This is a genomic window from Pseudomonas sp. S32 (assembly GCF_016648095.1).
GTDB lineage: Bacteria > Pseudomonadota > Gammaproteobacteria > Pseudomonadales > Pseudomonadaceae > Aquipseudomonas > Aquipseudomonas parafulva.
This window is the reverse complement of sequence record NZ_JACVVF010000030.1, coordinates 37,050-61,276: the sequence shown is the minus strand read 5'-3', so window position 1 is coordinate 61,276 and position 24,227 is coordinate 37,050. Positions and strand designations below refer to the sequence as shown.

The 24,227-nt window shown below is 63.1% G+C and carries 19 protein-coding genes; 5 read left to right on the top strand and 14 right to left on the bottom strand.

Annotated features, from left to right (window positions below; translation table 11 throughout):
- Positions 1-81: 81 nt before the first annotated feature.
- The 14 genes from IAE38_RS16715 to IAE38_RS16650 all read right to left on the bottom strand — a co-directional run bounded on the left by IAE38_RS16715 (position 82) and on the right by IAE38_RS16650 (position 17,534).
- A complete protein-coding gene (locus IAE38_RS16715; protein WP_201218344.1) occupies positions 82-894 on the bottom strand; it encodes an SDR family oxidoreductase in 813 nt (270 codons plus the stop codon).
- A 23-nt stretch (positions 895-917) separates the two neighbouring features.
- Positions 918-1,382 carry a multidrug transporter gene (locus tag IAE38_RS16710; protein WP_201218343.1) on the bottom strand — a complete coding sequence of 155 codons (465 nt, stop codon included), beginning with the start codon at positions 1,380-1,382 and terminating at the stop codon, positions 918-920.
- Positions 1,383-1,514: 132 nt separating this feature from the next.
- Positions 1,515-2,957, bottom strand: a complete 1,443-nt coding sequence (locus tag IAE38_RS16705) for a mannose-1-phosphate guanylyltransferase/mannose-6-phosphate isomerase (protein WP_201218342.1) — start codon at positions 2,955-2,957, stop codon at positions 1,515-1,517.
- A 36-nt stretch (positions 2,958-2,993) separates the two neighbouring features.
- Positions 2,994-3,641, bottom strand: a complete 648-nt coding sequence (locus tag IAE38_RS16700) for an alginate O-acetyltransferase AlgF (protein WP_028635243.1) — start codon at positions 3,639-3,641, stop codon at positions 2,994-2,996.
- Between the two features lie 17 nt (positions 3,642-3,658).
- Complete coding sequence (locus tag IAE38_RS16695) at positions 3,659-4,816, bottom strand: alginate O-acetyltransferase (RefSeq protein WP_201218341.1); 1,158 nt, start codon at positions 4,814-4,816, stop codon at positions 3,659-3,661.
- 10 nt (positions 4,817-4,826) lie between these two features.
- Positions 4,827-6,287: an MBOAT family O-acyltransferase gene (locus IAE38_RS16690; protein ID WP_201165037.1), complete on the bottom strand. Its 1,461-nt coding sequence runs from the start codon at positions 6,285-6,287 to the stop codon at positions 4,827-4,829.
- A 121-nt stretch (positions 6,288-6,408) separates the two neighbouring features.
- On the bottom strand, positions 6,409-7,500 hold the full coding sequence (locus tag IAE38_RS16685) for a mannuronate-specific alginate lyase (protein ID WP_201165039.1): 1,092 nt from the start codon (positions 7,498-7,500) through the stop codon (positions 6,409-6,411).
- Positions 7,501-7,507: 7 nt separating this feature from the next.
- Positions 7,508-8,950: an alginate O-acetyltransferase gene (locus IAE38_RS16680; RefSeq protein ID WP_201218339.1), complete on the bottom strand. Its 1,443-nt coding sequence runs from the start codon at positions 8,948-8,950 to the stop codon at positions 7,508-7,510.
- A gap of 13 nt (positions 8,951-8,963) precedes the next feature.
- Positions 8,964-10,523 carry a mannuronan 5-epimerase AlgG gene (gene algG, locus IAE38_RS16675; protein ID WP_201218338.1) on the bottom strand — a complete coding sequence of 520 codons (1,560 nt, stop codon included), beginning with the start codon at positions 10,521-10,523 and terminating at the stop codon, positions 8,964-8,966.
- An 18-nt stretch (positions 10,524-10,541) separates the two neighbouring features.
- Positions 10,542-12,017 carry an alginate export family protein gene (locus tag IAE38_RS16670; protein ID WP_201218337.1) on the bottom strand — a complete coding sequence of 492 codons (1,476 nt, stop codon included), beginning with the start codon at positions 12,015-12,017 and terminating at the stop codon, positions 10,542-10,544.
- Complete coding sequence (gene algK / locus IAE38_RS16665; protein ID WP_201218346.1) at positions 12,014-13,447, bottom strand: alginate biosynthesis TPR repeat lipoprotein AlgK; 1,434 nt, start codon at positions 13,445-13,447, stop codon at positions 12,014-12,016. Before algK ends, IAE38_RS16670 begins: the two co-directional genes overlap by 4 nt.
- A gap of 21 nt (positions 13,448-13,468) precedes the next feature.
- Positions 13,469-14,635 (bottom strand): alginate biosynthesis protein Alg44, encoded by a 1,167-nt coding sequence (locus IAE38_RS16660; protein WP_201218336.1) that lies wholly within the window; start codon positions 14,633-14,635, stop codon positions 13,469-13,471.
- 36 nt (positions 14,636-14,671) lie between these two features.
- Positions 14,672-16,147, bottom strand: coding sequence for a glycosyltransferase family 2 protein (locus IAE38_RS16655; protein WP_201218335.1), 1,476 nt, complete (start codon positions 16,145-16,147; stop codon positions 14,672-14,674).
- 70 nt (positions 16,148-16,217) lie between these two features.
- Positions 16,218-17,534 carry a nucleotide sugar dehydrogenase gene (locus tag IAE38_RS16650; RefSeq protein ID WP_028635233.1) on the bottom strand — a complete coding sequence of 439 codons (1,317 nt, stop codon included), beginning with the start codon at positions 17,532-17,534 and terminating at the stop codon, positions 16,218-16,220.
- A 1,443-nt stretch (positions 17,535-18,977) separates the two neighbouring features.
- Here IAE38_RS16650 and IAE38_RS16645 point away from each other — a divergent pair.
- The 5 genes from IAE38_RS16645 to IAE38_RS16625 are packed head-to-tail and all read left to right on the top strand — an operon-like array spanning position 18,978 to position 24,205.
- Entirely contained in the window at positions 18,978-19,760 is a 783-nt protein-coding gene (locus IAE38_RS16645) for a hypothetical protein (protein WP_201218334.1), read from the top strand.
- Positions 19,757-20,422: an ABC transporter ATP-binding protein gene (locus IAE38_RS16640; RefSeq protein WP_201218333.1), complete on the top strand. Its 666-nt coding sequence runs from the start codon at positions 19,757-19,759 to the stop codon at positions 20,420-20,422. The genes IAE38_RS16645 and IAE38_RS16640 overlap by 4 nt, the downstream gene beginning before the upstream one ends.
- Positions 20,415-21,584 carry an ABC transporter permease gene (locus IAE38_RS16635; RefSeq protein ID WP_201218331.1) on the top strand — a complete coding sequence of 390 codons (1,170 nt, stop codon included), beginning with the start codon at positions 20,415-20,417 and terminating at the stop codon, positions 21,582-21,584. The genes IAE38_RS16640 and IAE38_RS16635 overlap by 8 nt, the downstream gene beginning before the upstream one ends.
- Entirely contained in the window at positions 21,574-22,998 is a 1,425-nt protein-coding gene (locus tag IAE38_RS16630) for a TolC family protein (protein ID WP_201218330.1), read from the top strand. Before IAE38_RS16635 ends, IAE38_RS16630 begins: the two co-directional genes overlap by 11 nt.
- Complete coding sequence (locus IAE38_RS16625; RefSeq protein ID WP_201218329.1) at positions 22,991-24,205, top strand: HlyD family secretion protein; 1,215 nt, start codon at positions 22,991-22,993, stop codon at positions 24,203-24,205. Before IAE38_RS16630 ends, IAE38_RS16625 begins: the two co-directional genes overlap by 8 nt.
- The last annotated feature ends 22 nt before the right edge of the window (positions 24,206-24,227 follow it).

Sequence of the window (24,227 nt, the reverse complement as noted above, 5' to 3'; positions counted from 1 at the left end):
AACGTAGGAGCGAGCGCAGCTCGCGATGCGCCGCGCGGGCGGCGCTCGATCCGCGCACCACCGCACAAACCACGTCCTACCTCAAAGCCCGCGCAACAACCCAAACCGTTTGCGCAACACCCAGTCCAGCAGCCGCCGCGGCAGCACTTGCGCCAATAGCGGCAGGGCGGTGCTGCCATTGCCCAGCCTGACCAGCACCGGTACAGGCGAGCGCCGCGTTGCCGCCAGCACACCCTGGGCAAAGCTCGCCGCAGGGGTGGGCCTGTCCTGGGAAGCACGGGCCCTGGCCTGGATCTGCTCACGTAACGGCCACCAGGGCGACGCCGGTGCCAGCAACTGCTCAGCCTCGTGTTGCGCATGGCTGGCAAACTGCGACGCGATGGCACCGGGCTGCACCTCCATCACCCGAACGCCGAACGGCGCCAGCTCCAGGCGCAGGGCGTCGGTCAGCGCATGCACGGCGGCCTTGGAGGCGCAGTAAGCCCCGGCGAACGGCGTCACCAGCACACCCGACACACTGCCGATATTGACTACCAGGCCTCTGGACCGGCGCAGCAACGGGAACAACGCGCGGGTTACCCCCACCAGCGCGAACACATTGGTCTGGAACTGGCGCTGCATGGCGTCTACCCCACCATCGAGCAGGGGCCCCATGGCGCCGTAGCCTGCATTGTTGATCAGGATATCGAGGGTGGGCAGTTCCTCGGCCAGCCGGGTCAGTGCCTGCGGGTCGTTGACGTCCAGCGGCCTGGCAGTAGAACCTGCAGCGGCCAGGCGCTCAACGTCTTCAGGTTTGCGGGCGGTGGCCCACACCTCATGGCCGGCATCGCGGAAGGCGTCGGCCAGGGCGCGGCCGATGCCGCTGGAACAACCGGTGATCAGAACGGTGGGCATGGCAGAGCCTTTGGTCAGGGCGGTTAGTTGGCGAAGGTGCCTTGCAGGTGCTCGGCGCGGAATTCCAGGGTTTGCGCACGGTAGCCTGCGCGCAGTGGGGGCAATGGCAGGCAATCGCTCCATTGGGCACCCGCCTGCAGTTCGCCAGGGCCACGGTAGCGCGGTGCGTTGTAGGTATTTTCGGCAAGGTTGACGGTGTCGCCCGGCGCATAGGCGGCCACCCGCCAGCGCAGTTCGGTGAGCGGCACCGTGTTGTCGTTGCGGATGGTGACCTGCAATGGGCGGTCGGCCGGGCATTGGGCAGGTGCATGGACCAGCCGCAGGTCTACCCGCGCCAGTTGCGACGCCTCGCGGCTGTCCTGCCAGATGACGAACAGCGCCACAAGCCCCAGCCCACCAATGGCCGCCAGGGAGAGCGGCAATGCCTTGGCCGGGTAGCGCAGCAGCAGTCCCAGCCAGGTAAGGATGAGCAGGGCGCCGATGATCATGGGGGTGCAGACCTGAGTTGCGCGGGGTCTGAGCATCGTAGCGTGAAATGGGAATGGGCTCAAAACGGTGGCAGTCACTGCCTTGATCCGTTCGAGCCCATCGCTGCCAAGCCGGCGCCTACACCGGCCTCATCAACCCAGGCCGGTTGCGCCCTCTGCTGCCACCGAGGTACGCCCATACACGTCCTCGAAACGCTCGATATCATCCTCGCCCAGGTAACTGCCCGATTGCACCTCGATGATTTCCAGCGGGATCTTGCCGGGGTTACGCAGGCGGTGTACCGAGGCGATCGGGATGTAGGTGGACTGGTTCTCGGTCAGCAGGAATACCTTCTCGTCACAGGTGACCTCGGCGGTGCCGGACACCACGATCCAGTGTTCCGCCCGGTGATGGTGCATCTGCAACGACAGGCTGGCGCCCGGCTTCACGGTGATGTGCTTGACCTGGAAGCGGCCGCCCATGTCCACCGAATCGTACGAGCCCCACGGGCGATAGACTTCCAGGTGGTTCTGGGTTTCGCTGCGGCCCTGCGCGTCCAGCGACTTGACCATCTGCTTCACGCCCTGAACCTTGTCTTTGTGGGCAATCATCATGGCGTCCTTGGTCTCGACCACCACGATGTTCTCCAGGCCGATCACCGACACCAGCTTGCCGTTGCCGTGGATCATGCAGTTGTGGCTGTCCTGCACCATCACGTCGCCCTTGGTGACATTGCCGTTGTCGTCCTTGTCGTGCACATCCCACAGCGACGACCAGCAACCCACGTCGCTCCAACCGGCCGACATCGGCACCACGCAGGCGCGCCGGGTTTTTTCCATCACCGCATAGTCGATGGAGTTGTCCGGGCAGCAGGCGAAGGTGGCTTCATCGATGCTCAGCGTGTCGCCATCGGCCTGGCTGCGTTCCAGGGCCAGCATGCAGGTGTCGTAGATGTCGGGATCGTGCTTTTTCAGTTCTTCGATGAAGCGGCTGGCACGGAACAGGAACATGCCGCTGTTCCAGAAGTAGCCACCGGCCTTAACGAACTCGGCAGCGCGCTTCTCATCGGGCTTTTCCACAAACTGGGCCACCCGCGCCACCCCTTCGGGCAACAAGGCATCCTGGCTGGAACGGATGTAGCCATAGCCGGTTTCAGGCTTGGTCGCCGGCACCCCGAACAGCACCATCTCGCCACGTTCGGCAGCTACCGTGGCCAGGGCCAGCGCGCGCTGCAGGGCCTTCTGGTCATCGATCACATGGTCGGCTGGCAGTACCAGCATCAGCTCGTCACGGCCTTCATTCACCAGTTTCATGGCGGTCATGGCCACGGCTGGCGCGGTGTTACGCCCGAATGGCTCCAGCAGGATGCCCTGGGTCTGCAGCGACAGCGCGGCCAGTTGCTCCTGCACGATGAAGGTGTGGTCCTTGTTGCAGACCACGATGGGCGCATCCATGCCTTCGAACACCAGCCGTTCGATGGTTTGCTGGAACAGCGTGTGCTCGCCGGTCAGGGCCAGAAACTGCTTGGGGAACTGCTTGCGCGACAGGGGCCACAGGCGCGAACCGCTACCACCAGAAAGAATTACCGGGATCATCGTGTTTCTCCACTAGTCATTGAGGGGTAGTTGAAATCAGTTGCCCGATACCGGGCGGGTGACCCAGACCGGCGACAGCGCGCTGCCGGAACCGGTGACGTACAGCACGGCCGCTTCGCCGCGCTCCAGGGCGACGGGTTTCACATCACCCACTTTCTTGCTGCCCTGGTACAGCGCCAGGTTGACCTTGACCGGGTTGATTTCCCGTTCGCCACGGCCGTGGGCGGCCACCGGTTTCACCACTTCGGTCTTGCCGTCGGCGGTTTTCAGGGTGAGTGACTGGTCGCTCAGGTTCTGCACGCGTACCAGGGCCTTCTGCTTGTTCTTGAACGGCGGCTCCTCCACCAGCTGCGGGTTGCCGGTACCGCTGTTGACCAAGGTGTAGTACTTGTCGGAGGCCAGTTGCACGGGCACCTGCTTGCCGCCGACTTGGGCGGTGTAGTCACCGCCTGGCAGGAAGCTGAAATCGCTGCTGGCCTGGGCACCCACCTGCTTGATCTGGGTGTTGCCGACGCTGGCGGCAGCCGGTGCGCTGGCGGCGTTGAACAGGCGTACGAAGGTAGAGCCTTTTGGCGCGCTCGGCCCATAGAGGGCGGCGTCGGCACCGGCGAAGGCCTGCAGTGATGCCAGGGACAGGCCAGCTGCGAGGGTGAGGGCCTTGGCAATGGAAGTTTTAGGAGTCATGTGCGGTTTCCTCTCTATCAGTGGGGCGCCCGGGTGGACGACATGGCCAGGTTTGCTTCGGTCTTGCGGGTGTTCTTCAGCTGCGCGATCCACTGCGGATCGAAGCGGCTGAGGTCGGTTTTCATCGGCAGGTAACGCTCGGGGAATTCCCACACCACCACTTGCGGCGGGGCATTGCGCAACGCGTCGCTTTGCAGGTACTTGAGCATCGGTACCAGTGGCCCGTGGCCGTCTTCGGCATAGTTGGCCACGTCGCTGTGCAGCGCCTGCTGCAGTGCCCCCAGGAAATTCCAGTGCGGGTTGGCGCTGTAGCTGGTGCCCACCAGGGCCACCGGAATGCGGGTGTCGGCGAACAGCGCGTCATCGCCCTGTGCTTCGGCCTGCGCCGGGCGCGTGGTGCGCTGCTGCAGGGTGTCGGGTGCCGGCAGCAGGTTGCTGAACAGCGGGTCTAGCGGCAGGAAATTGGTCAGGTCGCCCTTGTACGGGGCGGTGGTGCCGGCTTCGGTAACGAAGGCCTGTTGCTCGCCTTCGAGCAGGTGCTGGCGGCCGACCGCTTCGGCCAGGGCCTGGGCTGCGGCCTCGGCGCCCATCGGCGTCCAGTGGGTGTCGGTACGCAGGAACACCTGGCCGCGGGCCTTGGCCTGTTCCAGCGGCGCCATCAGGTCTGGGGCAAACACCCCGGCCTGGCGCGCCCTGGCATGGAAGCGGTTGTACAGGTCGTCGTGCAGGCTGGCCGGGCGTTGCTTGCCAAGGTACTCGTCATACACCCGCGCCTTGGCCGGTACGATCGCCAGTACCAGCTGGCTGCCCTGTTGCTGCAGGGTGTCGCGCACGCCACGGATCAGTGCCAGGTTGTCCTGCATCCGTTGCTCGGCGCCAGCTGCGGGCTTGAATTCCTCGTCGCTGTACAGCCACTGGTCGCGCCCCAATACCACACCGGGGCGGCCCTCGTTGAACAGTTTGAAATCCATGGCCGCCCACAGGTTGGTGCCTAGGCGCTTGATCGGGAACTGCGCGTCGTAGTGCGTCTCGGCGGCCTTGGCCAGCTTGCCGTCCAGCAGGGTCATCGGCGCCGTGCGCTGGAACCCCTGCAGGCCACCGAGGGACCACACGCCCATGCCTACCAGCAGGCCGAGGAACGACAGGGAATAGGTGATGCGTAATATGCGGGTCATGTGAGGCCCCTCAGAACTGGAAGTACAGGAACGGCGAGTAGCTCTGCGCCGAAAGCTTGAGGACCGAGGCGGCGAACAACAGCAGCACCAGCACACGGGTCAGCACCCGCGTCACGTCCATGCCCACCGAACCGTCGGCGTTGACCTGCGCCGGGGTGGGCAGGGCCGCTGCCGGGGTGGCCGTGCGATAGAAGTCGCGCAGGCCGAACCACGCCAGGGTGAGGTAGGCAATCACCAGGGTGGCCACCTGCAGGCCGGTCAGCTGGGCGCGGTTGAGCTCCGACAGCTGCCAGTCGCCGAAGCTGAACATAGCGCCATACATGCGGCCGGCCACGTGCAGGTTTTCGGCGCGGAAGATCACCCAGCCGACCACCACCAGCAGGAAGGTGAATGCCCATTTGACCGGGTTGAAACGCTGCGGGTTGGTGTCGATGCCCAGCGCGCGTTCGATCGCCAGCCACATGCCGTGCCAGGCGCCCCAGAGGATGTAGGTGAAGTTGGCGCCGTGCCACAGGCCACCCAGTAGCATGGTCAGGAACAGGTTGCGGTAGGTGTTGAAGGTGCCTTTGCGGTTGCCACCCAGGGTGATGTACAGGTAGTCGCGCAGCCAGGTCGACAGGCTGATGTGCCAGCGGCGCCAGAACTCGGTGATCGACTGGCTGATGTACGGCTGCTTGAAGTTCTCCATGAAGCGGAAGCCCATCATCAGGCCAAGGCCGATGGCCATGTCGCTGTAGCCACTGAAGTCGAAGTACAACTGCGCGGTGTAGGCCAGTGCCCCCAGCCATGCGTCACCGGTGGTGGGTGCCTGCAGGGCGAAGCAGTGGTCGGCGACCACGGCCAGGGTGTCGGCGATGAACACCTTCTTGATGAAGCCCTGCATGAAGCGGGTGCAGCCTTCGGAGAACTTGTCCAGGGTGTGGGTGCGGTTGTTGAACTGCTCCACCAGGTCCTTGAAGCGCAGTACGGGGCCGGCGATCAGGTGCGGGAAGATCGCCACGAACGCCGCGAAGTCGATCAGGTTGCGGGTGGCCGGGGTGTCGCCGCGGTACACGTCGATGATGTAGCTGATGGACTCGAAGATGTAGAACGAGATACCGATCGGCAGCAGCACGTGGGTGAGGATGAACGGCTCCAGGCCGAACGAGGTGACGATGGCGTTGAGGCTGTCGACGCCGAAGTTGGCGTACTTGAAGTAGCCCAGTATTGCCAGGTCCACGCCCACGCCCAGCAGCAGCCAGCGCTGCGCCGGCTTGGTACGCACGCCGGCTGCTCCAACCTTCAGGCCGATCCAGTAGTTCCACAGGGTGACGCCGGCGAACAGGGCCAGGAAGTCCACCCGCCACCAGGCGTAGAAGATGTAGCTGGCGACCAGCAGCAGCAGGTTGCGATAGCGCTGCCCGCTCAAGTAGTACAGGCCGAGAAAGATCGGCAAGAACAGGAACAGGAACACGTTGGACGAGAAGACCATCCCGGTTCTCCTAATTTGCTCACAGCATTCAGGGCAAACGCCCCCCAAACCCCCCACGCAGACGTGGTGGGCTACCTAGACTTTCCGTAGGCGCGGTTTTACCCGCGCCTACCGGCTTGCGTCAGTTTTTCGGGTCATACACCCGGGTCATGTCGCCACCCATGCGGAAGCTGTTGAACGGCTGCATGCCGTGCTTGCGCTGCAGGGTGTCGCCCACGCAGTGGTACAGCGCACACCAGGGTTCGAGCCAGGCGTACTTGGTGTCCACTTTCAAGTCCTTCATGTCCTGTTTCTCGCCTGCCCGTTCGGCGAAATGGCGCGGGTCGCGGGCGCCGGCCAGCACGCCTTCGCCCAGGCGCTGCAGGGCGAAGTTGTTCTCGCTGCGCAGGTCCACGCCGTTGGCCTGGGCGAAACTTGCGATCAGCGCCAGCGGCGGCAGGGCGTAGTTGTGGTAGGCCAGGGCGCGCTGCCTGCGTTTGATCTCATTGGGCAGGAAGCCCTGCTCGTCGACCTGGTTGGCGCCCACCTTGTATTCCTTCACGGCCCAGTCGAACAGGTCGCGGCGGTCGGTGGCCACGGCAGTGGCCATCACCGACCAGGCTGCCCAGTAACTGTGGTTGTTGATCTTCTGCAAGGGCAGGTTGCTCCAGTCGCGCACGGTCTGCTCGGCCAGGCGGGCGAACCACTTTTCGATCAGTTCGGCCTCGGCCTGGTGGGCCGCCAGCGGTTGCGAACGGGAGAACTTCAAGCGCAGCCAGGAGCCGCTCATGCTGCCCAGCGCCCATTTGCGCATCGACTTGCCGGTGTGGTTGTACTGGGTGGACATCAGCGCATCGGCCCGGGCCCAGGTGCCCAGCCAGGTCAGTGCGCAATCGAGCTGCGCCGGGCGGCCGTCACGCATGTACTGGGTGACCATCTTGCTCACGCCTTTTTCAAGGGTGGTGATGGCTTCGGTCGAGGTGCGGAAGGCGTGTTCGGAGTCGAGGTTGAGGGTGGCCCGCGCCTTGTCCGAGCCCTCGTACTTGCTGCGAAACTGCAGCGCGCCGGTATAGGGTTTGGGCGCAGCTTCACAGCGGAACTTGCTGTCGCCGGTCTTGAGCTTTTCGATGCCTTCGTAGTACCCCTGCGGCGGTACCAGGGCGGCTTGTGCGGCACTGCCGCACAGGGCCAGGGCGAGCAGGGCGGGGCGCAAGATGTGCGTGTAATGGGTCATGGTCGCCTCACTGGCCGGCTTGCGCGGTGTGCGCAGGCCCGGCGAAGTTGTTGCGTTTGCAGAGCTTGGCCTCGACGTTCTGGGTGCCTTTTTCCGGCCCCTGCACCTCGAAGGCCAACAGGCTTTGATCGGCCCAGTCCTCGTCTTCGCGCATCTGGAACACGAAGCGGCCGTCGGTATCGGAGGTTTCCGGCTTTTCCAGCTTGATGTCTTCGTGCCGGCCGTTGAGGTACCACAGAGTGGCTTGCAGCACCTTCACCGACGGGTCTTCGAACTTCACGTCCATCTGCAGGTTGCGGTTGACCAAGGGCTTGATCACGCCACCCTTGCCATTGACCATCAGTTGGTTCTCGCCAGGCTTGAGCGCAGTGCTGGCGCTCATCAGCGCGGGGCGGTCGTCACAGCCATCGTCGAGCAGGCCGAGGATCTGCCGCCAGATGGTCTCCTGGTCCAGGCGGTACAGCGGCGAGAACTCCCACACCAGGATCTTCGGCGGGTTCTTCCTGAACTCCTCGCTGCCCAGGTACTGGATCATCGAGCCTTCAAGGCCGCCGCCGGGGAAGGCGACGTTCAGCACGTCGGCACCGATGTACTGCTCCAGAAAGCCGGCAAAGTTGTAGTTCTTGCCGCTGTGGCTGGTGCCCACCAAGGTGATCTGGGCGTTGCCTTCGTCGCCGAACAGGTCGTCGCCATCGCCGCTGGCACCCTTGGGCTCGGTGCTGAACTGGTCCATGTACTGCACGGCGTAGCTGGTGCCGCACAGCTGCCCGGCCACGTTATGCAGGGTGCCGGTCTTGCCCATGCGCCCAGACTTGGTGGTTTCGAATTCCTTGCGCGGGATGCCCTCGAAAGCCGGCATGTTGTGCACCGTGTCGGCCACGATTCGCGCGGCGCGCTCGGCGCCGTACGGGGTCCAGTGCTGGTCGCCGCGGAAGTAGAAGTCCTTGCCCTGGTCGGCAGCGGCCAGTTGCTCGTTGGTCAGGGGCGACAGGTCGGGCACGTTGTAGCCCATGCCGGCAAAGCGCTTGAGCATGGCCTGGTAGTTGCCCAATGCCTTCTGGTAGTTGAAGGCGGCTTTTTCAGCCGGTTCGAGCATGTTGCGGTTCACTAGGCCACGGGTGGGCTGGTACACCACTACCAGCTCGACACCGCGCTTCTTGAAGGCGTCGTGCACCTGCTGCAGGCGTTTGTAGCCGGCCTGTGTGGTGTCGAATTCGGTGCGCAGGTCTTCCCGGGTACGGAACAGCCAGTCCCCTTTGGCCTGCACCAGCGTGGTGAAGTTCTGCTGGTAGCGGGTGGTGTAGCGGCTGGCATCGTGCGCTTCGGGGCACAGCTGGCAGCACGGCTCGGCGGTGAAGGTGGGGGCCGTCACCTGGTCGGCGCGCGCGCCCTGGCTGATGGCCAGAAGGGCGCAGGTAACGCCCAGCAGTTTGAGGGTGTGTGCGGTCATGGTCGGGGCTTCCTTAATCGATCATTTCGGCCTGGCGTTCGACCGGGTCGATCAGCACAGCCTTCTGCTGGCGCACCAGCAGGTCGAGGATTTCGTCCTGGCGCTGGCCCAGCACGCCACTGAGGGTGATACCGCTGGCCTTGCGCGGGGCCAGCATGGCCACCTTGTACAGCTCCACCGACAACGGCGAGTCGATGGACAGCGGGCCGGAGCCGTTGGCCACCAGTTGCCCGCCCACCACAATCAGCGACACCTTGGCATCGAACGGGTCCAGGGCGATGTCGCGGTCGGTGTCGGACAGGTCCTTGATATGGCCGTACACCCCCACCAGGCCGTTGGCCATGGCGACGTTTTCGTACAGCCGGATGTTCACGCTGTTGCGCACGCGGATGCCGTGGCGACGGTTGTTGACCAGCTTGTTGCCCCAGATCAGGTTGTCGCCGCTTTCGTACAGGGTGATGCCATCGGTGTGGTTGCGGTAGATCTCGTTGTAGGCCACCAGGTTGTTGATGCTGTTACGGTCGATCACCACCCCGGAGAGCTTGTTGTCGAAGCTCTTGTTGTTGATGATCCAGCTGTCGTTCACCTCGCGGGACACGATGATGCCGTGCTTCTTGCGCGTGCCATGCACCGTGTTGCCGGCGATGATCAGGCCATGGGAACGGTCGTGCGGGTCGATGCCGTAGACGATGTTGTCGCGGTAGGTGTTGTCCTTCACCACGAAGTCGCGGGTTTCATAGCAGTAGAAGCCGTACCACATGTCGCTGAACTGCGACCCGATGATCCAGCCGGTCGGCTCGGGCCGGCCCATGCGCCTGGCCAGGTTGGGCGTGTACTGCGAAATGCTCACGCCGTAGGACTTGGACTTGGCATAGCCGAGGCTGGCCATGGTGGTGTTGACGATGTAGGTCTCGGTGCCGCCCCACGACAGCAGGAACGGGCGAAACGCCTTGGGCGAGCGGAACGTGGCCGGGCCGTTGCTTTGTTCGCGCCAGCCGGTCACCTGGGTGTCGGTGACGAACAGCTTGCCGTCGTTCACCAGAAACGCACCGCCTTCCTCGGACAGGCGCAGTTGCCTGACCTTGCTGTTGATCTCCAGCGTGCCCTTGCGCCCGACCACGATGGGCAGGCGTGCCAGGTACACGCCCGGCTGCACTTCGTTCAGGTACTGCCTGGGCACTTGGCGGCTCAGTTGCGCCAGGTCGACATGGCCGTCATCGATGAAGATGGCCTGTGGAATGCCGTGCTGGCGCTGCACCCATTCGGCGGCCTTGTTGTCGCCACCGACGAACTCCTTGAGGCTGTCTTCTTGGAACATGCGGCGCACCGTCACCTTGCCCGGGTGGCTGCGGTCGATCTTGCTCTGCACGGCTTGCGCGGTGTAGCCGGAAAGGTCAGGCAGCGTGGGCGGGTCCATGTGCAGCGGTTCGGTCGGCGCGCTGGACACCATATAAGTGCGGGCCTGCTGCAGTTCCTTGGCCAGCAGCCGCGGCTCTGCGGCGGCGGCCAGGCCGCTGGCCAGCAGCAGGGCGCTGGCCAGCAGGCCGTGGCGCAAATGTGGATGAAGGTTCATGGCAATCCCCTTGCGGCCTCAGAAACGCCAGATCACATCGACGAAGGCGCGGTGCATGTAGCTGTCCGCCTCCTTGCCGTATGCATCGCCCGGCTTGAATACCCCGGCGCGCAGGCGTACCAGTGCGGAGGGCTCGTCGATGGCCTGGCTCATCGACGCCGGCAGCAGGCCTTGCTTGAAGTACTTGGTGACGACCACGTCCATTTCCTGGCCAAGGTCCTTTTCGCCATCGACCAGCGGGCGGTTCACACCGTTGTCGTTGACCACTGCGTTGATGCCGCTGGAGCCGATATTTTGCTTGCCGTCCACGCGCCAGAACTTGTGGTAGAGGAAGCTGGCGTCGTAGTCGTCGCGCAGTTGCCAGGAGGCGAACAGGGTGGCCGCCTGCAGGTTGCCCAGCTCGCCGCGGAACGCTTCGCCGAAGCGGTGCACGCGCGACCGGGTGCCGGTGAAGTTGGAGCGGTTGCTCTCAAGGCCGGTCTGCTCGAAATTGTTGCCGCCGTCGTCCCCGCCGCCACTGCCGCGCGCATAGGCGGCGCCGACTTGCCACTGCGGGTTGAGGCGCAGGCGCATACCCAGGTCGGTGGCCCAGGCATTCACGTCACCGCGCTGGGTGCCGCTGGCCACTTGCTGGTCGCCGACCTGGCGGCTGCCGAGGGTGTCGCGGTTACCGGTCAGCCAGGTCAGGCTGCCCCAGTAGTTGATGTTGTGATCGTTGCGCCAGTTGTAGGCGTCGCTGTTGGCTTCCAGGCCCAGCCAGGTCAGGTCGCCGGTGCGGGTCTTGTCCAGCGCATCAACGGTTTCACCCGGCCTCTTCAGGCTGCCGCTGTCATGGGTATGGTGGGCGCGCAGGCCAACCCAGTGGCCAGGCGTCCACTGGGTGGCTATGTTGCCGTATACGTGGGTGCGGTCCTTGTCCTGTGGCGCCAGTTCGGTGAGGTCGGTGCGGTATTCGCTGAAGCGCTGGGCAACGCCCAGGTCGGCCTTGAGCAGGGTGGTGTCGAAGGTCCAGTTGAGGGCTTCGATGTTGGTGTCCCGCCACATGCCGTCATCGCTGCGCAAGCGCTGGCGGCCCAGGCGCAGTTGCTCGCCGGGGTAGGCGGTGAGGCCGCTGTAGCCAACCCAGAACTCACGCATGGCCAGGTAGCTTTTGTCTGGCTGACGGCTGTCTTCAGCCGTGTCGGTGGTGGTGCCGTCGTCGTTCTGGCGCAGGGTGTCGGTTTCGATGGTGTCGGTAGCGGTGACCGCCTGGCCCATGGCGTAGGCGCTCCAGTTGCCGCGCTCGCCGTACACCCAAGGGCGCAGGTCCAAGCCCAGGCCATTGACGTCGCCACCGGGGCGGGTGCCCAGGTCGCGGTCGTCTTCGGACTGGCCAGTGACTTTCACTTCCAGGCCGAAATTCTTGTCGGCGGTCAGCTGCGCCAGGGTGGGGCAGGACCACAGCAGGGCGAAGCTCAGGCCGATGCCGGCTTTCATGAAGGCATTGAGCGTCATAGCGAATCCTCGGCGTCTTCGTCTTGTTCATCGCCCTGCAGGGCCTGGAGGGCCAGAATGCTGTTGGCGCCTTGCGCCATGGCACTGCGAGCCTGGGTTTCCTGGTCGAGCGTGTGCTGGGCCTGGTCGCGCTGCTCGGGCGTGAGCTGCTGGTCGAGTTGCTGCAGCAGCTCGGCAGACTGCGGCGTAGGGTTGGCCTGGGCCAGTTGGGCGAACACCCAGGCGTCGGCGGGCTGCGGGCGCACGCCGTGGCCTTCGCTGAACAACTGGGCCAGGGCATAGTCGGCGCTGTTCTGCCCGCCGCGGGCGGCGGCCAGCAGGTTGTCCAGTGCCTTCTGCGGCTCGACATTGCCCAGGTAGCCGCGGCGGTACAGCTGGCCCAGGTAGTAACGGGCGCTGGTCTCACCGGCTTCGGCGGCCGCTTGCAGGTGCTGTTCGGCCTTGGCAGCGTCGGCAGGTACGCTGTTGCCTTCGTAGTACAGGCGGCCCAGCAGCAGGTCGGCGCGGGGTTGCTGCGCGTCACGGCCTTTTTCGAGGTAAGCCAGCAAGTGGTCGGTATCGCCCAGCTCTGGGAAGTCGTACAGCAACTGCGCCAGGCTCACCCAGGACGCCGGGTTGGCCGGGGCGATGTGTTCGAGCAGCGCCTGGGCGGCTTTCTCGTCGGTCTGGCCAAGGCTGCGATCAGCCAGCACCCGGGCCACGCTGTCTACCCGGGTGCCCGGTACGGCGCCGCGGGCGTAAGCCGACTTGAGCTGCTTGAGCAGGGCGGCCTGCTGCTCGGCCTGGCCGCGTTTCTGGTAGACGGTGGCCAGTTCCACATAACAGCTGTCGGCAGTGGCCAATGCGGCCTTGCACAGCTGTTCGACCTCGTCCAGGTGCTGGTCGTAGGTGCCCTGGGTGCGGTACAGCAGCACCTGGGCCACGCCTGCCTCCGGGTAACCGTCGGCGCGCCACTGGTCGATCTGTTTCTGCGCATTGATACCGGGGAAGCTTTGCGGGTACACCAGGTACAGCATCGCCAGCGGGATCAGGGTGTTGCCCTGGCCCTGGCGGGCGGCGAGCTTGAGCAGGGTTTGCGCCTCTTCGCGTTCGGCCTGGGTGCTGCCGGGCTTTGCCACCAGCAGGCGGCCCAGGCGCGCCTGGGCACGGGGCGAGGTGGCCGCGGCAGCGCGGTAGGTCGCCTCGGCCTGTTCGAGTTGCGCCGGGTTGCCGGTGGCCACCTTGATGTCGGCCAGCCCCACCTGGGCATCGCTGTAGCCTAGGTTTGCCAGGGCCTGGTAATTGCGCTCGGCCAGTGCGGTGTCCCCGCGCTTGAGGGCTTCGTTGGCCAGGCGCTGGTCGGGCAGGCCCGCGCAGCCGGCCAGGGTCACGGCCAGGGCGAGCGTGCACCAGGTGAAGGGGCGAGGGCACAGCCCTTGCAGCGGCGGCATGCAGTTCATCACGCGTTCCCCTTACAACCCACGGGCTTGAGCGCTGTCGAACAGCCAGTTCAACGAGGGCCCACGGTCGCTGCTGACCGCCACCGGGCGCCCGGCCAGTTCTGCCGGCAAGCCGCTGTCGGGTTTGATCTGCACGCGGATGTCGGCAGCCAGGTCTTCGCTGTTCAGGCTGCTGCTGCCGACGATCTGGCCAGTACGCACCTGGTCTTCACCGGCGACCTGGAAGTTGACCCGGGTGCCTGGCTTCACCTCGTCGAACTGGCGGTAGCTGAAGCGTGCTTCCACGGTCGGGGTGGTGGTGCGCGGGATCAGCTGGAAGATCGGCTGGCCCTTGGCGGCGTACTGGCCGTCGTCCACCCACTGGCGGGCGACCACACAGTCGCAGGGGCTGGTGAGGGTACCGGACAGCTGCTTGCCGAACAGCTCTTCGATCTTGGCCGGTTCCAGCTGTGCGTCGTCCATGCTGCCCTTGAGCATGTCCAGCATGCTGGTGGTGAAGCTGGCCAGGGGCGCACCCTTGCCGATCTGCTCGCCGGCCTGCACCAGGCTGTTGACGGTGCCGTCACGGGGCATGGTGATGGTGGTGGCGGGCACGGCGACCACGCCGGCTTCGGCGCGGCTGACGAAGTACATGCCGTACAGCGACTTGGCGACAAAGCCAAAGGCGGCGATGCCCACCACGAACACACCCAGGGTCACACTGACCGCCTTGAAGCGGCCAAAAGGGGTCAGGCCGCTGCCGCTGTCCTTCTGCTTGCGCGCCTTGGTGAAGTTGTCGCGTTGCAGGGTGCTGAGCACGTCGCCCATGGTGATCAGCTCACCGGACAGGTGGCTGGTGATGAGGTGGCGCAAGGTGGCGATATCGCGGGGCTCCAGGTTCTGGAACTGCGCGCCGGTGCGGCCATCGCCTGCGTTGTAGGCACGTACCTGGAACTCGATGTCCATCGACAAACCGAGGTTGTCGACCGTGAACTGCAGCCGCCCGCGCAGTACCTCGCCCACGGCCAGCGGCTGCTGGGTATGGAAGCTCAGGCCACCCGCGGACAGGTCCTCGACCTTGACTTCGTGGGGCTGGCGCTGGGCATCGAGGAAACGCAGTTTGGCAGGGATGCGGACCCGGGCATGCTGGCGCTGGGCTTCGGACTCATGCACGACGTTGACGTTCACGGCGGTATTCATGGGGCTCTGTTCCTGTAAGTTCCGATCCGGGTTGGGTCACACGACCATGAACAGCACAGCGACGAAGATGCTGGCGGCCGAGAAGGTCATGGCCCGCGAGGACCAGGTGTTGAACCATTGTTGAAAGCTGGCGAGGTCACGCTTGAGGGCAGTGGGCTGGCGCGTCCACGACTGCTTGTCGAGGCGGAAGAACACGTAGATCTTCATCAGCGCGCCGATGATCTGGTTGTAATAGAGGATCAGCGGGTAGGCCGGGCCCACGCTGTGGCCTGAGCACAGCAGCATGATGGTGAGGATCAGCCGGGTGATGCCGATCCACAGCAGGTACACCAGCAAGAAGGCCAGGCCGAACTTGAGGCTGGCGATCACCGCTACGGTCAGGCCCAGCAGGCTGGTCCACATCGACACCCGCTGGTCGAACAGCACGATGCCGGTGAACAGGCCCAGCCGGCGCAGGCCCAGTGCGCGGGAGTTCTGCCGCAGGTTGTTGCCGTACCAGCGGTACATCAGCTTGCGGCTGGCCTTGAAGAAGCTTTTTTCCGGCGGGTGTTCAACCGTGTTGATGGCTGCGTCCGGCACATAGAAGGTGTCGTAGCCCAGGCGCATCAGGCTGAACCAGCTGGATTTGTCGTCACCGGTCAGGAACTTGAAACGGCCCAGACGCCAGTGCATCAGCGAGTCGCTTTCCACGTCGGCGATGAACTCGGGGTCGGTCACAACGCTGGCGCGGAACATCGACATGCGCCCGGTCATGGTCAGCACGCGCTTGGACAGGGCCATGGAGCACATGTTGATGTGGCGCTGGGCGAAGCGCAGCTTGTGCCATTCACTCATGATGTAGCCGCCGCGCACTTCGCAGAACTCGTTGGTGGTCAGGCCACCGACGTTGGGGTAGAGCTTGAACCAGGGCACGGTCTTGCGTACCACGCCGTCGGCCAGCACGGTGTCGCCATCGATCACCGCCACCACGGCATTTTCGTCCGGCAGCATGCGCGAGATGGCGCGAAAGCCGTAGGCCAGGCCGTCCCGTTTGCCGGTACCGGCAATGCGCACGATGTCCAGGGTGACGTGAGGCGGCGGGTTGTACTTGGCCCACAGGCTCTTCACCAGCAGTTCATCGGACATCTCCACCAGCGAGCACACCACGGTGGTAGGGAAGCCGCAGTTGATCGCTTCACGGATCACCGAGCTGTACACCTGGGCGGTGGTCAGCGCTTCGATGCGAAAGCTGGTGACCATCAGGTACACATGCGAGGGGTCGGCGGCCTTGCCCATGCGCTGCACCTTGCGGCGCAGGTACGGGTACACCCCGTAGAGAAAGATCATGCCGCGGATGAAATGGGTGGCGCCCATGGAGTAGCGCCAGATGCCGACTGCGCCGACCAGGAAGATGAAGTGCTTGGACTGCGCGTCGAAGATGTCGGCTGGCAGGGCCAGGGCGATCAGCATGAGCAGGCTCATGTAGAGCAGCCAACCGGCGCACTGCAACAGCACTGTCTGAAGCCTTTGCATGTTCAGCATCCGTGGAGAATTCAGAAGTAGAGGCAACGCGGGGAGGTGCCCGCGTCGCGTGGCCCGGCCGTTACCAGCAGATGCCTTCGGTACGGCCTTGGGCGCTGGTTGGCTTGCTCATGAAGCCCACCAGGTCGATCACCTGTTTGCCCGCCGGTGCCTTTTGAGCCAGGGCGCGGAACTGCTCGTCACGGTTGCCCAGCACGATGATGTCGGCGTTGTCGATCACCTTCTGGAAGTCGGCGTTGAGCAGCGAGGACACGTGCGGGATCTTCGACTCGATGTACTCCTTGTTGGCCCCGTGGACGCGGGCGTACTGCACGTTCTCGTCATAGATATCGAGCTGGTAGCCTTTGCCGATCAGGCGTTCGGCCAGTTCCACCAGTGGGCTTTCGCGCAGGTCGTCGGTGCCTGCCTTGAAGCTCAGGCCCAGCAGGGCGACCTTGCGCTTGTCGTGGCTTTCGATCATGTCGAAGGCGTTCTGCACCTGGGATTCGTTGCTGCGCATCAGCGAGTCCAGCAGCGGCGCCTTCACGTCTAGGCTGGCGGCGCGGTAGGTGAGGGCGCGCACGTCCTTGGGCAGGCACGAGCCGCCGAAGGCGAAGCCAGGGCGCATGTAGTACTGGGACAGGTTGAGCGCCTTGTCCTGGCACACCACTTCCATCACTTCGCGGCCATCCACGCCCACGGCCTTGGCAATGTTGCCGATCTCGTTGGCGAACGTGACCTTGGTGGCATGCCACACATTGCAGGTGTACTTGATCATCTCGGCCACTTCGACCGACTTGCGGATGACCGGGGCATCCAGCTCCTCGTACAGGGCCTGCAGCACGTCGCCGCTGGCGCTGTCCAGTTCACCGATGACGGTCATGGGCGGCTGGTCGTAGTCCTTGATGGCGGTGCTTTCACGCAGGAACTCCGGGTTCACCGCCACGCCGAAGTCGATGCCGGCGCGTTTGCCCGAGCAGTCTTCCAGAATCGGGATGACCACGTTCTTCACGGTACCCGGCAACACGGTGCTGCGGACCACGATGGTGTGGCGGCTGGCCTTTTCACGCAGCACATAGCCGATTTCACGGCACACCGACTCGATGTACTCCAGGCCCAGGTCGCCGTTTTTCTTGCTCGGCGTACCCACGCAGATCATCGACACGTCAGTGGCGCGGATGGCTTCGGCAAAGTCGGTGGTGCCGCGCAGGCGGCCATTGGCGATACCCTGTTGCAGCAGCGTTTCCAGGCCCGGCTCGACGATGGGCGACTTGCCGTGATTGATCAGGTCGATCTTGGTAGCGGACACGTCCACACCGATCACTTCATGGCCACGTGCCGTGAGGCAGCCTGCACAGACTGCACCTACATAACCCAAACCAAAGATGCTGATACGCATCGCTATCACCTCATGTGTTTATCATGCCGACACTGTTCGCCAGCGTCGAACGGGGTTGATCAACTGCAATTTCTGGGCGCAAGGGGGCGTGGCAGATGCACACTTCGCCAAGCGCAGATAAAGTAAGTTGTTCAGCGCATTTGTAGATGCACTGCAAGTAGGCAGCATTAAGCCGTTAATTAAAAACAGGCCCTGGTCTGTCGTCGTCTTTATTGCAGTGCGCTACCTGGCGCGCTGCAGTGCTTGTTCTTTCAAGTTGAAAAAACCTTTGAAATCAACCACATGGACGATGTGTTGGGCGCGTTTCTCCTGCATGAACAGCCGTTGCGAACGCGGTCGCCTGGCCGGTCGAAAGTTTCAGGTTGAGGCGTTTAAGCCTGCCTGCTCATCTGTACGTCATTTCTCACAACCCGGGGGCATGAAAATCGTTACGGCGTTATGAGCGGCCTCAGGAAGGTAAGTTCCGCGGTGGGATTGGTTGGCATGAAGGATCTTTCAGATATCGATCATCATCAGGTGGTTTCAATTTGATAGCACTGTTCGATGGGACCCCCGTATAGACGGGGTGAAATTGTATCGAGATGTATTTGTGCCAGTATCGGTATCTTTTTAATAAAAAAATTGCAAAAAGGGTTAAGCGGTATGATGGCGTTATGAAATTTTCACAGTGATGTTTATTTTTTGGCGTCAAATTTCTGTAGCGCTGACGCAGGTTTAGCGGTTCGCTTGCATATCCTGTTACGACTGAAGACCCTTCGGACGCTAAGGTTTTTATCACGATGGCCGTCAATCACACTGGACGTCGTCGAGGATGACTGTGTACGAAGGAGCGTCTCAGGCAGCCCGTGGCTATTGCCATGACGGCGTCTCACCCATAACCACAGGGAAGAGACGAGGCTTGATACCGATGAAAACATTTACCCGAACCCTTTGTGGGGCGGCCGCATTGCTTGCGGCGAGTACAGCGCTTGCCGGGCCACCTGTCGAAGTGACCTTCAGGAACCTTGGCACTGAGCCGGTGAAGCTTCAGCTGACGAATGCCAATGAGACGAGTACGTACCAGATTGCGGTACCCACGCCCGCTCAGGAAGTACAGCCTGGGTCCTCCATAACCTTTAGGGTGCAACGATTGGTCAGCCCCGATACGAATGGCGCCATGCTCCGTTATTCGGTGGGGCGTAAGGTGTGTGCATTCAGCACCACGTTCGTGATGATGATGTCTGGAGGGGTCAAGCAACCCAAGTGGAACAAGACTGCAACGCCCACTGGCGGTGCAACTTGCACCGCAGTGAATTCTGGGTTCAGCGCTAACTATTCATGGAGGGCTGAGTTCACCATGAAGTAGTCAAGTCGCGTTGCATCGCTCGTGTATAGCGATCATGAGTGATGCAACTGCGCAGGCTTGTATTACATCAGGATTGAATCATCAGCCAGGTTGGATCTATGTCAAAGATAAGCGATATTAATGCTGCGTCAGGCGCCCCCTTGCTCAATATCAACGCACTTCCCCGCTCTCGTGAAGTGTCAAGTCAACGTACGGGTAGTTTCAGTAACGAGGTCGACACAAAACTTGCTTTGTCTGTGCTATCTCGTCAGCTCGCCGGCGCTGCAGAGCGTGCCGCGGTCAGGGACAGTCAGTTAAGCCGCCAAGAGTTGGCAACGTTGGGCGCGCGGATTCAGATGGATCTCGGCGGGGTCGGCTACAGGTTGACCAAGCCTCTTCATGATGCCTTTGTACCGGATACTGACGATCAGGAACGCTTGGCACGCGCTGAACAAGCGACCGCTTTCGTGAATGGGCGAGGCGATAATCCCTTCAAAGCATTGACCCTCGAACAGCTGTCGCTGATTGGCTACGATGAGGGAGGGGATTTTACATATAACGAGCGGCTTGCAGCCAGCAGAGAACTGGGGCATCGCTATTCACTGTGGTCAAGCGCTATTGTCGAAAAAGCGCGTGCTGAATATCAAAGCACGGGTTATCAGGATGAAACCATCCGTGAAGTTATTGCTTATTACAAAGCCTTGCCCCCCATTATGGAGGCAGGCTTTGGTAACTATGAAATCGATCTAACGCTGCTGATCGGCAAAACGGACCAGCGACAAAGCAGCGAAGACGATCCGCTGATCGAAGTGATCTTGAAAACGGTGCGTAAACTCGAAGATGAGGCTGAAAAAGCGCATTCGCCGATTGATCCATCGATCAAGCCCGGAGGCCCCGCATGAGCGCCATCGTGAGCCTCACCGAGGTGAGCCGCTTCCATGCCGGGTTGCCCGTGCTCAAGGACGTCAACCTTGTTGTTCCAAGTGGGCAAACGTGCGCCATTGTCGGCCCATCCGGTTCAGGCAAAAGTACGCTGTTGAACCTGATCGGTCTGCTGGACAGGCCGTGCTCTGGCCGTGTGCAGTTGGTGGGTAATGATATGACAGGGGCCAGCGCCGACCAGTGCGCTGTCGTGCGCAATCGTCTGATCGGGTTCGTCTTCCAGAGCTTTAACCTGCTGCCGCGTCTGTCCGCCCTGGATAACGTCGCGCTGCCGCTTTCCTACCGTGGGTTGCGCCTGCCAGCAGCCCGGGTGCTCGCCCAGAACCAACTGGAGGCGGTAGGTATTGGCGAACTTGGCCCGCAACGATCTGCCGAGCTATCGGGTGGCCAGCGCCAGCGTGTTGCCATCGCCCGGGCTTTGGTAACCGAGCCCCGGTTATTGGTGGCGGACGAGCCTACCGGCAGCCTGGATACCCAGACGGGGAAAGAGGTTCTGCGCCTGTTGCTCAGGTTGAATCAGGAGCTGGGAACCACGCTGCTGATGGTCACCCATGACCTTGGGATGGCGCAGCAACTTCAGCGGTGTCTGCGGGTAGAGCAGGGGCGGCTGACGGATGCCTGACGTTTACGGCCCGAGTTGGTCGCACCGGTTCAGCGAGGCACTGTTCAACATCAGATTGATGGGTCGCAGGGCTTGGCTGGCGTTGCTGGGTATCGGAGTAGGCTGCGCCGCCGTGGTGGCCCTGCTCAATATGGGGCACGGCGCCGCTCAGCACGCGCGCTTGCTGTTCGAAGGCCTTGGCAGCGAACTGATGGTTGCCGAGCTTTCACATGAGGGGCTGGCAGGCGGGCTGACAGAGCCGGATCTGACGGGTGTGTCGGACCTGGTGAAAGCGGCAGCGCCGGTCGTCGTGGCCGCGACCCGTGTTCGGCTGAAAGGGCGGCAGGTGGATGCGATGGTCATCGGCAGCCGCGAGGAACTTGCCCGTGTATTGCAACTGCGCCCTGGAGAAGGTCGCCTGCTGTCTCAATATGACGGGCGCGCATTGCACGTGCTGGTGGGCAACCAGCTGGCTGCGCAATTAGGCGCCAGATCAGGTGACAGGCTGCAGATGGGGCAGTATGTGTTCGACGTCATAGGCGTTATGGCGAGGACAGGTGATAACCCGCTGCTCCCCGTCATGCTGGATCAGGCCGTGCTCATGCCATTGTCAGGTATACGCCGACTGGTGCCTGCGCCTGAGGTGGGCCTGGTGCTGGCAAGGGGGCGTGACTCGCAATCGTTGGCGCTGGCCGCCGAACACCTCGGGGCACACCTGCGAGCACAATTGCCGCATCACGATATCACTGTAAGGCTGCCAATCCAGTTACTGGAAGGGATGGCTGGGCAGTCCCGAATGCTTGCCTGGCTGCTTTCGGGGTTCGCCGGCATCGCTCTGCTGCTGGGGGGGGTCGGCGTGATGAACGTAATGCTCATGAGCGTAGGCGAACGGCGCCGAGAAATCGGTCTTCGCCTGGCATTAGGGGCGCGGGCTCGGGACATCGGTTGGTCGTTTTTGCTCGAAGCGTTGTTGTTGTCGTGCACAGGGGCAGTGTGCGGCGCCGTGGCAGGGATCCTGGCGGGCTGGCTGTTCGCATGGTTGTCCGGTTGGCCGCCTTCGATAGCCCCTGCTTCGGTTCCGTCAGGCATCGCCAGCTCGCTGTTTGCAGGCTTGGCGGCAGGGCTGTATCCCGCGCTTGGGGCTGCACGTTTACTGCCAGTAGAGGCCCTGCATGAAGATTGACTGGCGGGTAGTAGCCTGCATGCTGGTACTGTCGCCTGCGGCCGTTGCTGAAGGTGTCAGTGCGCTTGCAACTGCGCAAGCGCGTGCAGTGGCGCTGCACCTGGACGATGCCGTAGCGTTGGCTTTGCGTAACAACCGCGCCATCCGCAGCGCCCATCTCCAGCGCGTAGCGGAAAAGTTCGACCTGCGGGTAGCGCACTATCAATACGCACCGCAGCTGTCCCTCAAGGCGCGCTATCGACGCAGTCGGGATCAGCAGGTACGGCGAAAGGATACCGAGCTGGCACCCAGTGCCAGCTTGCTGACCCCTTACGGAACGCGCTTCAGCCTGGACTGGGCCTATGGGCATGCTCAAACCGACGGGGGCAGGCCACAGTACCGGGATGGGGCCAACCTCATGGTGATTCAGCCGTTGTTGCGGGGGGCAGGCCGGAAAGTCGCAGGGGCACCTTTGCGGCAAGCGCAGCTGTTCGAGCAGCGCAACAGGTTGGCACTCAAGGACACCATTGGGCAAACCATCAGCCAGGTGATTGTTCTCTACCGGGCGTTGTTGCGGGCCCAGGAGCAACTGAAAATAGCTGAGCAGGGCGTGGTGCGTGCCCGGCAACTGGTGCAGGTAAACCAGGCCTTGATTGTTGCCGGGCGCATGGCGGCGTTCGATATCGTTCAGGCCGAAGCTGAAGTGGCCAACCGGGAGCTGGCACAGGAAAGCAGCCGCAACCACCTGCAGGAAAGCCGCCTTGCGCTGGCCCAGGCCTTGGCTGTGGACTTATCCACACCGCTGGTTGCCGTCGATGAGCTGGAGATACATCAGGTGCAGATCGATGCTGGGCAGGCACTGGTCAGCGCCCGGGCCTTGCAACCTGCCTACCTGATGCAACTGATCACCGGCGAACTGCTTGCCCTGGACCTGATGGTTGCCAACGACCAGCAATGGTGGGACCTGTCCTTGATAGCCGGCGCGAGCCAAGCGAGGGAGCGCAGCGCCCATCAGTTGAGTTGGGAACGTTATGTAGGCCTTGAGCTGGACATACCCATCGGCGACCTGCGACGGCGGCAGGTACAGGTGCAAGCTCAGGCCGCCCTGCAGAGCCACGATCTGCTCCAGGCCGAGGCCGAGCAGCAGTTGCAGCGCGATGTAGCCGACGCCGTACGGGATCTACAGGTGCGATGGCGCCAGCTGGAGATCGCGGGGCGGGCACTGACGCTGTCCAGGCGCAAGCTCGATATCGAGCAGGAAAAACTCACACTGGGGCGCTCGAGCAATTTCGAGGTGCTCAGCTTCGAGAACGACCTGCGCCACGCCCAGGATGCCCGCCTGGATGCGGCCGTTGCCTACCTCAATGGCCAGGCCATTCTCGATCAGATACTGGGCGCCACGCTTGAGCGTTGGGGTGTGGAACTGCATGACTGACTGGCGAAAGGTGATGTGCCTGTTGCTCGCGATAACCGGCAGCGGTTTTTGGTATGCATGGCCTTGGCGCGCACCTGTGGACGCCGAGCGCTGGGTGCAGATCGAGCCCCAGAGCCTGCAACAATGGCTGGGCCTGGCCGGGCGACTGCAAGCTGCCAGGCGGATCATCGTGGCAGCTCCGTTCGACGGTGTAATGGCAGCCGTTGCGGTTACGCATGGCCAGCATGTGAAAACAGGTGACACGCTGTTCAGGCTGGATACCGCTCAGCTGGCAGTCCAGCTGCGGCAGGCGGAGGCTACGTGGTTGAAGGCCCGCGCCAATACGGCAACGCTTGAGGCATGGGTCGCCGGCCCTGAAGTTGCGAGGGCCCGCCGGATGTTGGCGAGCGCGCGCAACGCGCTGGCCGCAAGCCGCGCCGCTCTGGACGAAAACCAACGCTTGTTCGAGCGGGGCATCGTCGCCGGCATGGAGGTGCGCAACCTTGCCCAGCAAGTCGAGAGCCAGCATCAGTTGCTGCTGGATGCCGAACAGGACCTTGAGCAAACACTGGCGCAAGGGCAAGGGGATGCCCTGCGTGTAGCGCGCATGGAGCTTGCCAATGCCCAGGCACACAGAACCGCGCTGGTCGCCTTGCGTGAGCAACAGGAGGTCAAGGCGCCGTTCAGCGCGCTGGTGGTGAATGCCACAGCATCAGGCGCCAACGCGTCACAGCGGTTGCAGCCAGGCCTGCCTGTGTCGAGGGGCACGCCTTTGGTTGAATTGATTGACCTTGGTCAGATCCAGGTACTGGCAGCGGTCGAGCAACAGGACCTGCCTACCGTTCATGAAGGCCAGCTGGCCCGGGTTACAGTCGCCGGGCAGGTTTTCCAAGGCCGGGTTGCCCACATTGCACAGCTGCCCAGAACCGAAGGTGCGCAAGACGCCTGGTACGACCTGGTGGCGGACATCGATCTGCCTTCGCTGGAGCCCGGCCGACCTCTGCGCTTGGGCATGAGTGCCCAGGTTGAAGTGCTGGTTTCGAGCAAGGACCGGGTATGGGTAGTGCCACCCGATGCCGTCGAGCAAGACAAGGCAGGGCTGAGTTATGTGTGGTTCCGTGAGCACCCCAACCAGTTGCCGAGCAAGGTGCCGGTGAGCATTGGCTCGATATGGCCACAGGGGTTGGAAGTGGCCGGGCTGAGGTCAGGGTACGTGCGACTGCCCTGACACCAGCCCGCTCGCAACCGGG